The sequence below is a fragment of the Trinickia sp. genome (assembly GCF_051961175.1).
Lineage (GTDB): Bacteria > Pseudomonadota > Gammaproteobacteria > Burkholderiales > Burkholderiaceae > Trinickia.
Genome location: NZ_JBQCDN010000457.1, coordinates 1 through 11,439 on the forward strand (window position 1 = coordinate 1; position 11,439 = coordinate 11,439).

The following is an 11,439-nucleotide window of genomic DNA, read 5'->3' on the forward strand; positions in this document are numbered from 1 at the left end:
CGACACGGCTTGCGAAATCGATCGCGTCTTCCGACTCGGGCATCGGCGATACATCGTGCAGCCGATTGACGAATTCGTCGTCGAGATTGCCCGCCACCGTGCGAATCGAAACGACATCGGTACGGCGCGCCGCGATCAGCACGGCAACGGCTCCGCCGCCCGAGTAACCTACCAGCTCGACGGGCTGTCCGGGGGTGAGCGCGGCAAAGTGGCTGACAGCCGTATTCATCGACTCGATCACGTCTGCCGCGAAACGCTTGCCCGTCCAGTAAGGAATGGCGCAGTGCGGGTTCATCGTCATCGGCGTGAACTGGCAGGGCCGGGCTAAATAAACGACGTTGGGCGAGAGGTCCTTCGCGGCGAGTGCGAGCCCCATGGCTTCGCGCGGCGTGGGGTCAAGCGCCGGCTCGGTGCGCGAGAGCCAGGCGACACCATCGCCTTCGATGTACACGCGTAGTGGTTTGCGAGGCTGCGAGACGCGTGAAAACGCTGTCAGCACGAACGGGCCGGCATCCACGAGCTGGCGGTGCAGGTGAGCGGGTTCGGCCAGCGCATCGGCATGCGCGTCGGGATCGAGCGCGGCGCATCCTGACAGCGTGCCCAGCAGCGAAAGCAGCACGAACGCCGCCAAGACCGCCCGCGAGCCAAGCCCCCGACGCTCGGGCACGACTGCCGTTCCGCCATCCGCGATAGGACGCGACAAACGCGACAAACCGCCGTGGCGACCCATGCCGTGCGGCAATCTCAATGAACCGCCCATTGCTTGAGTTCGGCGGCCATGCGCGAGACGACGCCGGTCCAGTCCGTGCGCAGGTCCTGACGAAACAAGTGCATCCGCGGATACCACGGCGTATCCGTCCGCTCCAGCAGCCAGCGCCAGTCGGGGACCTTCGGCAGCATGACCCATACGGGCCGCCCCACCGCGCCCGCGAGGTGGACAGGAGAAGAGTCCACCGAAATCAGCAGATCGGCAACGCAAAGGATCGCCGCCGTGTCCTCGAAATCGTCGATCTCGTCGGATACCGACAAGAGCGCCATACCGTGGGGCGGCGTATCGGCCTGCGCCGCGGCTGGGCCTTTCTGAATCGACACGAAGCTGACGTCTGCCTGCGCGAGCGGCGCAAGCTGGGCCAGGCTCAGCGAGCGGTTGGCGTCGTTGGGGTGCGTGGGCCGCCCCGCCCAGACGAGCGCGACCAACGGGCGGGGCAGGGCGGCAAGCCGCTGTCGCCATTGCTCCACGCGCCGCGGGTCCGGGCTCAGGTACGGCATCGGCCCGGGCAGATCGTCGAGCCGCAGCCCCAAGGCCATCGGTAAGCTCATCATCTCGCAGTGCATGTCGAACGCGGGCGGCAGGCTCCCGCGCTCGATGATTTCGTCGAACCCCGTCGTGCGACGCATGATCGACAACGATTCGGCGTTGATTTCGAGAACGACCCGAGCACCGCTCTTTTCCTTGGCCCACGGCACCAGGCGGGCAAACTGGAACGTGTCGCCGTAACCTTGCTCGTCGTGAATCAGAAGCGTTTTGCCTGGCATGGCCCGGCCATCCCAGCGCGGACATTGCACCTTGCGCTCGATATGTGCCGTATGTGCGAGGCTGTAGCGGTAACGGTATTCACGCCAGCCGCGTTCGAATTCGCCCGAGAGCAATAAAGTCTCAGAGAGATCGAAACGCGTCGCGAGATCGCCGGGTGCGTGCTCCACGAGCATCTCCTGGATCGCGCGCGTTTCGACGATGCGCCCCTGCTGACGAAGCGCCGCGGCGAGCAGCTTCCAGAGTGCGAGCGGTCCTCGGCCCGAGGCCAGGTACGGACGCACAATCGCCTCGGCCTCCTCATAGCGCCCCGACGCCAGCAGCGGGCGAATCCGCAGTTCGACGGCGCGGATATCGCAGTCGGTGTCGAACATCACGGCGCCTCGATGCCAAGCACCTCGAGCAATGGGCCGAGATAAGGCGCATAGGCTCGCCAGCGACCTTTCGAAGTCGCGTAGATCGGCTGGCGTACTTGGTTGACGCTTGCCGTGCGGACCACCCGGCGATTGCGGTGAAAGCTCAGGCAGGCTTCATCCCACGGCAGCCCGAGCCAGCCGATCAAACGCCGTGCTTCGCCTTCGAGATCGTCGACCACTGCCTCGTATTCGGTTTCGATGAAAACGTCGCGTGGCAACAGCTCGCGCCAATGCGCCATCAAGCGCTCGTAATGACGGTAGAAAGTGCCAAGCTCGGCGAGGTCATAGGCAAACGGCTGGTGTCCGGCAAACAGCTTCGTGTAGCAGGACAAGCAGGTATCGACGGGATCGCGTCGAACATGGATGATCCGGGCGCCCGGCAGGATCGACGGGATCAGGCCGGCATACAAGAAATTGCCGGGCATTTTGTCGACGACATGCGGCCGTCCTCCGGCAAGCGGAGCGAGGCGGGCTAAATAGGCTTGCGCGCACTGGCGCAATTTGGCCTGCGCGTCCGGCTCACCGTCGAGCGCAACGACGCAGTCGGGGAAGCGACCGATCTCGTCGATCGACAGGCGCAGCGCGGACAGTTCCCCCGCGCCCGCTACCTGCGGATGCGACGAGAGGATTTGCTCGATCAGTGTGGTGCCCGAGCGCGGCATGCCGATGACGAAAACAGGCAGCGCCGATGCTTGGCCGAGGCCCGCGAGCCGGCTGTACCGTTCAGGCGTGAAAATCGTCCGTAAGTCTTCCATCCAGCGGCCGATCTGCTCGCCGTCATAATCGAACGAAGCACGCTTGCTGCGGTTGCCGGCCTCTAGATGGCGGAACGCCTGTTCTGGATGCGTTGTGTCGAGGTAGGCTTTGCCGAGGGCGAAGTGCGCCGCGACACGATCGGCGAGCGGGCGTCGTTCGCCTTGAGCGAGATAAGCCTCCAGCTTTCCGATCTCGGGATCGTTGGCCGTGAAAGTGTGCAGCTCGGCGCGTGCCGCGAGCGCCTGTGCGGAATCCGGGAACCGCGCGAGCGCCTGCTCGAAGGCCGCCAGCGCTTCGTGGTTGCGTCCTGCTTCAAGCAATAAGGTGGCGCGGCCCACGAGCGCCGCCTCGGCTACCGTGCCGGGCAATGTGGCCGCCTGCTCGTACGCACCAAGCGCTTCATCGGTCAGACTGAGATCCTGCAGCGCGAGCGCAAGCGCGTAGTGCGCTTCGGCGTTGCGCGGCGCGAGCGCGACTGCGTGCCGCGCGATGGCGAGCGCGTCTTCGGTGTGGGCGATCAGTCGGAGCGCCTTCGCGCGTGCCGTGAGCGCAGCCGGATGCTCGGGAGCGAAAGCGCCCAGCATATCGAGCGCGCGCAGCGCCGCATCGTGGCGCTGCCGGGACATCTCGACATCCGCGAGGTTCAGGTACGCGTCGACGAGGCGAGGGTTCAGATCGATGGCCTGCCTTGCATGCCGGGCGGCTTCGTCGTAGCGGCCTTGCGTCGACAGTAGGTAGGCGAGATTACTGTGCGCTTCCGCATAGGACGGATTGAGCGCGAGCGCCTGACGATAGCAGGCGTCGGCGCGATCCATCTGCCCGAGTCGCCGCCACGTGTTGCCGAGGTTGTTGTGCGCTTCCGGCGATTCGGGATTGAGCGCGACGACCTTCTCCAGGCACACGCGGCTATGCTCGAGCTTGCCGGCTTCTTGCAGCACGATGCCCAAGTTGTTCCAGCCGGATACGAGCGCCGGGTCCATCGCGACGGCACGCTGCGCGGCTTCCTCACCTTCAGGCAGCATGCCCTTCAGGCGATACATTTCCGCGAGATTGCTCGAATAGACGGCTGGTGCGCGAGGGGCGAGACACGCCTGCTTCAGGTGCGAGATCGCCAGATCCAGGTTGCCGTAGGCGTGGGCCATCAGCCCGAGCAAATGGAGGGCGTCCGGCTGGCCCGGCCACGCGGCCAGCACGCGCTGAGCCAGCATTTCTGCCTGCTGCGCTTGACCCGCGTTCCAGTGCGCGTAGGCGCGGGCAAGCGCTTCCTGGATGCTGATGTTTTCTGGAGGGGCGGCTGTGTTAACCATGCTCGACATCATAAAGCAACGGCCTAAAACAACTGCCGCAGACGTAGGCTGCCGGCTTGGGAGACGAAGCCAGGCCCGAGCTGCACGTTATAGCGTGCCGTCAAGCTCAGATTGTTTGCCTTCAGCAGCGTGACGCCTGCGGTCAGTACGGCCGAGTTCGTCATGGGACTCGTGCCGAGCACCGTGAAGCTCGTCTGGCCGCTCGGATCGGCAGCGAAGGTCGCGGTGGTGAGCGCACGCGTGTTGTCGTACTCGTGTCGCCATGCAACGGTCAGCTCCGGCACCAGCACACCGTATGAGGTCGGCACCTCGCGTTCGATTTTCGCGCCGAGGTCGGTGGTGACCGAGGTCAGGTGTGTGGCATCGACCGAGAGCGCGGCACCGTTGCCGCCTGATTCGGTGTACGCATTTTGATGCAGGTAGCTGTACGTGAGGCTTGCGAGTGGCGTGACAGTTGCGATGCCGAGCGCAAGCGGATAGCCGATCTCGCCCCGCGCGACATACTGTTGACCGCTGAAGCTCCCGCTCGCTTGGCCCGAGAACCCGGGGAAGTTGACCAGGCGATTCGTGTCGTAGCGCTGAACGATCGCGCCGGCGGACACATTGGCGTACCACCTGTTCCCCACGTAGCTGCCGTAGCCGATCAGGCCGTAAGCGTTGATGCGGGTGTTGTCCCCGGCGGTGTCGCCCGTATTGTTGACAGCGGTGTTGCTGTAGCTGAATGCGCCGCCGACACGCCACGTCGGCGATACAGCGCGGTCGACACCGAACAGCAGGCCTCCGTAGTTCGCGCTGTATCCGTCCACTTGATCGCGCTCGTTCTGGCTTGCATGTCCGCCGAACGCCTGTCCCCACACGCCCAAGCTCGGCGAGCCCTCGCCGGTCGAGATGCCGCTGCCGTATCGTTGCGCCAGGCGCAGCCCGTTGGCGTGGCTCGAGATGATATTGAGCACGTCCAGGGTCGGAGCGGCGGCCGCGCGGCTCGAGGAGGTCTGCGACGTCGGGCTGAGTTGCTTGCCAGCGGCATTGAGCGCTGGCGTCGAGCCGCCCGCTTCGAATGCGAGCGAGGCGTTGAACAGGTTGAGCAGAGCCGGACTGATGCCCGTGTAGTGCCCGAGCCCGGTCAACGCCGACACGGCATTGGGTGCGGTAGCGACTATCGGGGTGGGCGTCGATGTGCCGGTTCCTGTCCCTGTCCCTGTTCCGGTTCCTGTCCCGCTTCCCGTGCCCGTGCCCGTGCCCGTGGAGTTGGCAACCGTCAGGACAAGATCGCTGTTTGAGCCATTGGCCACGGCGGCCCCGGTGACCACGAGCCCCGTGACCCCGGCGATCGAATAACGCAGCGTGCCTGCGTTGTAGTTCGTACCGGTCCCGGCCGCGTCGATCACGACGAAGCGCTGGCCAGCCGCGAATCCATAGGCATTGAGCTTTTGCAGTGTCACGGCGGAGCCGCTCGCGAGGTTGGCGGTGCCTGAGACGACGAGCCGGCCATAGCCGCTATCGCCCGCGATCGATCCGCCTGTGACCGCGGCGTCGGCGACGCCGACCAGCAGCGTCGCCGATGCGCCTTGCGTGTAGTTGCCGGTAATCGCAATGGAATTGTTGACCTGCAGGGCGGCGCCGGTGTTATTGACAGCGTGGCTGCCCACGTTGATTTGATCATTCAGCAGCACGTTGCCGGACCCGAATGCCACATTGGACGAGGTATTCGTGATGGTGCCCGCATTCGCGGCGGCGATCCCGCCGCTCAGGCCCGTCAGCGTGCCGAATACCGTGCCGCTGCCGCCGCTGATGCTGAGATTGGTCGAGCCGGTGTTGCGGATGGCACCCGCGATCAAGCCGCTGTTGCTGATCTGGCTAATGGTGCTGGTGCTGTCGATATTGATGGCGTTGAGCAGGCCCGTAATGGTGCCGCTGTTGATCAGCGAGCTGATCGTGGCGCCGGCCAGCGCGAACAGGCCGGTATAGGGCCCGCTTGGGAAGCCGGTCACCGTCTGCGTGGTTGCGCCGCTGATGAGGCCGGAGTTGTTGATCGTGCCGATGGTGCCGGACTGTGCAACGACGCCGGAAAACGTGCTGGTGATCGCCCCGGTATTGGTCAGCGTGCCCAGGGTGGCGCCACTGCGGATAAGGACACCGAGTTCGTTGGTAATGGTGCCGCTATTGTTCAGGGTGCCGATCACACCTGAATTTTCGCCGAGCACCCCGTAGCCGACGATCGTTCCGGTGTACGTGGAACCTTTGATGGTGCCGCTGTTCAGGATGGTACCGATGCTGCCGCCGCTGTTATCGATGCCGAATATGCTGCCGCTGACCGTGCCGCTACCGGCGAGCAGGCCCATGTTGTTCACGGTGCCGATCGTGCCGCTATTGAAGATGCCCCTCCCGGCGCCGGTGATCGTACCTGTCGTCGTGTTGGTCAGCGTCCCGATCGTGCCGCTGTTGGTGATGCCGGCCGCGATGGTACCCGAGATACCGGCCGTGCTGATGAGCCCGCTGTTGGTGAATGTGTTGATTGATCCGGTGCTCCTGATACCCGCATTGCCGCCGACGAAGTTACCGGCACTGTTGTTGGTCAATACGCTGATGGTCCCGGCATTGACCATCCCATACGTGATGCCCGCGATGGTGCCGCTGTTGGTGAGCGTGCCCAGCGAAGAGCCGGTCGACAGCAAGGCGGTCGCGGTGTTGAAATTGGAGAGGACGACATTGGGGGCGATCGTGCAGTTGCCTGAGGACCAGCCGATTTCGGTGGTATTCGCGCTAATGGTTCCGTTGATCCCGCAGTCGGCGTTCGCAATCAGCGGCGCCACGCCGGTGAGCGCGCCGGCAACGGCTGCCGCGATTGCGCGTTGTCTCGGCGGTACGTTGATGCGGTTCATAGACACCTCGATCGTTCGAGAAGCATTTATGTGAGAACCGTCACGACCCTCGAATACTATTCAGACGAATCGCGAAATTCAACTGCCGATTTTTTCCCGGTTCGTTTGTTAGGATCCGGCGCTTTTTTCGCGAGAAACGAAAACGCTTCGACGAGCGACGGGCAAAAATATTGAACTGAGACTCGAAAAGCCCGCCAAGGCTTGTCCGGCGGGCCTCGCGGACGCGGGCGGCACACTGGCGTGCGGGAGGCGGGCACGCGCTAGGCCGGCGAAGTCGATGCCGATCGGGGGGAAGGGAAAAATGCTAAACGGTATTTGGCTGAGCAGCCGCACCGTACCGCTTAAGCCAATAAAACACCGATTGACAACATCGGGTTTTATGCCGCGTGCTTCAAACGAGGGATGAAGCGCGGCATCGTGCAATGCGCCATCGGCCTACCGTGATTTACGGCTCGGGCCGCGCCAACGGATGAGCCGTCGCATCGACGATCTCCTCGAAGCCTCGAACGGCTAGGCTCGATTCGCGCGGGACGCCCAGCATATTGAAGGAGAAAATCTGCGGATAGCGGTCTTGCGCATCGCCCCGGAAATTCTGTGGGTTGAATAACGGGCTAATGTGCCACCATAGCCGGTAACCGCGGTCCCACAAGTATTCGATGAGCGCGCGCGAGTGGGCGACCCGGTCGTTTTCGACGTATAGCAGCGGGCGGTGATTCGCGAGAATCCCCTCGGCACCTTGCAGGACGTGTAACTCGTACCCTTCGACGTCCACCTTCAGAAGGTGCACGGTGCGCCCGCGGGTCATATCGTCGAGCCGTACGCACGGCACCTCGATGCCGTTGTCCAACGGCTGCGTGCCCGCCGATACCGCGCCGAAGTTGCCCTTGCTGCGGTAATTCGGGGAAGGGAGCCAGACTGTTCCCGCATGCGCTGCGCAGGCGAAAGGCCACGCGGCCACATTGTCCGTGGCATTCAGCGCGAGATTCGCACAAAGGTTCTGGAACACGAACGGCTGCGGCTCGAAGGCGACGACGTCTGCCCCGGCGGCTTTGGCCGCTTTTGCAAGGGGGACCGTCTGGCTGCCGATATTGGCGCCGACTTCAACAACGGTGCCTGGACGATCGATGCATTGCAAAAGCAACTGCGTTTCAAGCTCGGCGTACTCGCCGTATTGGATCAACGCTTGTCCGACATATTCGTCAAAACGGTTGGCAAGCATCGTTCCGTGTCGCGTGTCGACGAGAACGTAAGGATCCGCAGCGTTTGGCATCGATTTGAGTGAGCGGTAGAGGTACGCATGATAGGACACATAGAACCGGAGCGCCGACGACATTGGGGGCTGCCAGTGACAGCGTCCTTTCGCGGTCTCGCTACGGCTCTGGCTACGCGACGGTGTCTCTGACGGTAATACCCACCTGGAAGCGGGCGGTGCCTATCCCTCGTCACTCAGCCAGACCGGGATACCGCGCGAGCCATCGATTCCCGCCGGACGTCGACGTGATCCGCGCGGTTCACATAAAAAATCAGATGCGGGTACGGCTTGAGCGGCCAGCTGCGCAGTCCAGGTATGTCGAGTTCGTATGCATATCGAGGAGACCCCGTATCAGGATGTTGCGCCAGGTGTGAATACCCCATGTTCGTGGACAGGAGAGGAGGGAAGGCCGCAGTGGTTGCCAGGCCAGTCGGAGACGTGACGGCGATGCACCGACAATCCGAAGGTTTTTAGAAGTGTTCATACACAACCTTGATGCGATGTCCGAGAACGTTGCCGAGTTCAGCCGCGAGACGTGCGTCGATCATCCAATTGTTGAAGCCGAAGCCAAGATTCCCGAATGCCCAATCGAATTCGAGGAACGTCCAGTCGACGATCGGTGCCGAGTTGGTGCATGCGGGACACGCTAGCGTGTAGTCGGCGTCTCCTGAGTGCCATCGCTCGACCGCCTCGCTCCAGGGCACCGCATCCAACTCATGATTAGCTCCGCAATTCGGGCAGCGTATCTGATCGCTGTTCGAGCCTGCGTGAAATACGGTGTGCTCTACCGTGACTTCTACGCCGCAAAGCTGCAAATCGTCTGCCATGTACTCCGACCAGGCCGCCGCTTGGGGCCCCGGGCGATAGAGATCTGCGCCGCTGAGTGCGCCTCCGCTATCGGGGATCGATTCCACAATACCCTGTTGGACCAGCCATTGGAGGCCTGTTTGTGCCAAGGCCGATGCATCTTCAAGCGTTGCTTCGAGATCAACTACCCAGCAAATGTTATCGCTCACGGTGACGGGCTCCTCAGTATGACGTCGGTTGCAGTCGTTTGCTCGCAAACCCGATCATATCCATCCCGAAAATGGCGTCGTTCGGATACTGAGGGCCGAGGAGCATCAAGCGCGCGCGTCACAGCGGGTTAGGAGGCAATTCTGAGTCGAAGAAGTCGAGCTTGACGAGAGTGAGTTGGACTTGGGGAGTTCGAATGCATCGCGCTTCCGCTATCCACCCCGAGGCAGTTGGACGGAGTGCGGATCCTTGCTGCGCGTGAAGGCAAACGCCGGTTATCGACTTTGCTTGGCTGCGGAGGGAGCGAGGTGTTCATCCATTTGCTGCTGCTTGCTCGGACCGCGAGGCAAATGGCTAACTTCGCGGCCCGGTTTCGTTCAACAAGTTACAAGCGGATCGTCGGCGACGCCGCCGACAGCATCCTTTCGACATACCGCGCAATTGTGTTGAGTCTGGCTGGAGAAGCTTGTCCCGCAAGGTGGCTGATTCAGTGGTGCTTGCGTATACCGTCAGAAATACCGTCACGTGACGGCGCTCGTCATGAGCCGTGGATAGGCGTGGGGAGATAGGCTGCCGCAATCAAGATGGTTGCAGTTGCCGCAACGTACTCATCGGCAGAAAAAGTCGTCGGGCATCGTCCGAAAACAGTATGAATCCGTACTTGCGATGGAACGCGGCCGCAACAGCATCTCTTCGATCATGGTTACCGCGCGATCGCCCGCGCTGAGGTGACTGTAGTTCCTTTTCATCGCAACACCCTACCTCATACAAGGTGTTGAACCTGAAACTGGGGACTAAGCTGCTTCGACTGGGCCGGGATTCCCCGACGGATACCCTCGATTATCGGCTTCATTTACTGCCCCGGGTAAATCGGTCCTAAAAGGAATGACCGACAAAAAAAACTAGTATCGCCAAGTTTAGCATGCGGTGTCATTGGCGCTAAACGCCTCATTTTCAGGTGATGCAATGTCTCATTATTCAGATCTCGCCATTCACGGTGGACGCCCTGTCCGCTCGGGAAAATGGCCGGGTTGGCCGATAAGCTCGGCTCGTACCGTCGACAACCTGCAAAGCGTCCTCGACAGCGGACGTTGGTCGATCAGCGGGCCTTACCGTGGGACGCCGTCGTTCGAACAGCAATTCGCGCGAGGCTACGCCAGCTATACCGGTGCGCGGCATTGCGTGCCGGCATCGTCGGGCACGTCGAGCCTGACCATGGCCCTGGAGGGCTGCGAGGTTGGGGCCCGAGACGAAGTGATCGTGCCGGCCGTATCATGGGTGGCATCGGCATCGGCCGTGCTCGGCATCAATGCGGTGCCGGTTCTGACGGACGTCGACCCACGCACCGGCTGCCTGGATCCGGCTGCGCTCGAAGATGCCATCACGCCGCGCTGTCGAGCGATCACCGTTGTGCATCTAGGTTCCGCTGTGGCTGATCTGCATGGGCTGCTGCGCGTTGCGCAGCGGCATGGGGTGCCATTGATCGAAGACTGCGCGCAAGCTCATGGTGCTCACTATGACGGCCAGCACGTCGGCACGTTCGGCCGAGCCGGGACATTCAGCATGCAGCACAGCAAATTGCTGACGAGTGGCGAGGGCGGTGCAGTCATCACGGATGACGACGAATTGGCGCGCCGACTGGAGCATTTGCGAGCGGATGGCCGCACCCTGAGCGGCGAGCCGCCACCGATCGATCAGATGGAGCTGTCCGAAACGGCCGAAGTAATGGGCTCCAACTATTGCCTATCGGAGTTCCACGCAGCGGTGTTGCTCGCGCAACTGGAAAAGCTCGACGCCGAAAATGCAGCAAGGCGTCGCAGTGCGCAATATCTGGACGATTTGTTGCGTCAGTTGGGCTGCGAGCCGCAGGCCACCGCCGACGCTACCACGTCCCGCGCTTATTACTGCTATGTCGTCGCGCTGCCCGATGAAGTGCTTCTTCACACATCGGTACAGCGGTTTGCGCAGGCGCTGTCGGTGGAGCTGTCCTTGTCGTGCAAGCCGATGTACGCGTCACTGAATGACAGCCGGCTATACCGGCCCGAAACTCGCCGCCGTTTTGCACTTGATGCGGAATTCATCGAGGCGGTCAGGCCGCAGCGCTTTGAATTGCCGGCTGCCACGGAATTCGCGCGTCGCTCAATTGCGTTGCCCCATCGATTCTTGCTTGCCGAGACGTCGGACATGCTCGACGTTCAGCGCGCAATGGAGAAGGTTTTGGCCCATGCGCGGCGGTTGTGAATTGAGAGAAGACATCGTCGACGGGCATCCGGGCTTG

General features: G+C 62.5%; 8 protein-coding genes. 2 read left to right on the forward strand and 6 right to left on the reverse strand.

Annotated features, from left to right (window positions below):
• From ACTHL0_RS25965 to ACTHL0_RS25980, 4 genes are all read right to left on the reverse strand, one after another.
• Window positions 1–667 (reverse strand): alpha/beta hydrolase (locus ACTHL0_RS25965; protein ID WP_440569941.1); only part of this gene is annotated, 667 nt, incomplete at its 3' end.
• 77 nt (window positions 668–744) lie between these two features.
• A complete protein-coding gene (locus ACTHL0_RS25970) occupies window positions 745–1,908 on the reverse strand; it encodes a glycosyltransferase family 9 protein (protein WP_440569942.1) in 1,164 nt (387 codons plus the stop codon).
• Window positions 1,908–4,013, reverse strand: a complete 2,106-nt coding sequence (locus ACTHL0_RS25975; protein ID WP_440569943.1) for a sulfotransferase — start codon at window positions 4,011–4,013, stop codon at window positions 1,908–1,910. The genes ACTHL0_RS25970 and ACTHL0_RS25975 overlap by 1 nt, the downstream gene beginning before the upstream one ends.
• Window positions 4,014–4,036: 23 nt before the next feature.
• The gene (locus ACTHL0_RS25980; RefSeq protein WP_440569949.1) at window positions 4,037–6,355 is read right to left on the reverse strand and encodes an autotransporter outer membrane beta-barrel domain-containing protein; all 2,319 of its coding nucleotides are present in this window, start codon (window positions 6,353–6,355) and stop codon (window positions 4,037–4,039) included.
• Between ACTHL0_RS25980 and ACTHL0_RS25985 the strand changes: the two genes are divergently transcribed.
• The gene (locus ACTHL0_RS25985) at window positions 6,354–6,929 is read left to right on the forward strand and encodes a hypothetical protein (protein WP_440569944.1); all 576 of its coding nucleotides are present in this window, start codon (window positions 6,354–6,356) and stop codon (window positions 6,927–6,929) included. The genes ACTHL0_RS25980 and ACTHL0_RS25985 overlap by 2 nt on opposite strands.
• Window positions 6,930–7,340: 411 nt before the next feature.
• On the opposite strand, the gene ACTHL0_RS25990 is transcribed toward ACTHL0_RS25985, so the two are convergent.
• Complete coding sequence (locus ACTHL0_RS25990; RefSeq protein ID WP_440569945.1) at window positions 7,341–8,114, reverse strand: FkbM family methyltransferase; 774 nt, start codon at window positions 8,112–8,114, stop codon at window positions 7,341–7,343.
• A 503-nt stretch (window positions 8,115–8,617) separates the two neighbouring features.
• A complete protein-coding gene (locus tag ACTHL0_RS25995) occupies window positions 8,618–9,163 on the reverse strand; it encodes a serine/threonine protein kinase (protein ID WP_440569947.1) in 546 nt (181 codons plus the stop codon).
• Between the two features lie 964 nt (window positions 9,164–10,127).
• On the opposite strand from ACTHL0_RS25995, the gene ACTHL0_RS26000 reads away from it, so the two are divergent.
• Window positions 10,128–11,402: a DegT/DnrJ/EryC1/StrS aminotransferase family protein gene (locus tag ACTHL0_RS26000; protein ID WP_440569948.1), complete on the forward strand. Its 1,275-nt coding sequence runs from the start codon at window positions 10,128–10,130 to the stop codon at window positions 11,400–11,402.
• Window positions 11,403–11,439 lie beyond the last annotated feature (37 nt).

Excerpts from the sequence above, each read along its gene's own strand:
- ACTHL0_RS25980 (WP_440569949.1), bottom strand. The coding sequence starts at position 6,355 with ATGGGCCTGCTCGCCGGTAGCGGCACGGTCAGCGGCAGCATATTCGGC.
- ACTHL0_RS25990 (WP_440569945.1), bottom strand. The coding sequence starts at position 8,114 with ATGCTTGCCAACCGTTTTGACGAATATGTCGGACAAGCGTTGATCCAA.
- ACTHL0_RS25975 (WP_440569943.1), bottom strand. The coding sequence starts at position 4,013 with ATGGTTAACACAGCCGCCCCTCCAGAAAACATCAGCATCCAGGAAGCG.
- ACTHL0_RS25970 (WP_440569942.1), bottom strand. The coding sequence starts at position 1,908 with ATGTTCGACACCGACTGCGATATCCGCGCCGTCGAACTGCGGATTCGC.
- ACTHL0_RS25985 (WP_440569944.1), top strand. The coding sequence starts at position 6,354 with ATGTTGTTCACGGTGCCGATCGTGCCGCTATTGAAGATGCCCCTCCCG.
- ACTHL0_RS26000 (WP_440569948.1), top strand. The coding sequence starts at position 10,128 with ATGTCTCATTATTCAGATCTCGCCATTCACGGTGGACGCCCTGTCCGC.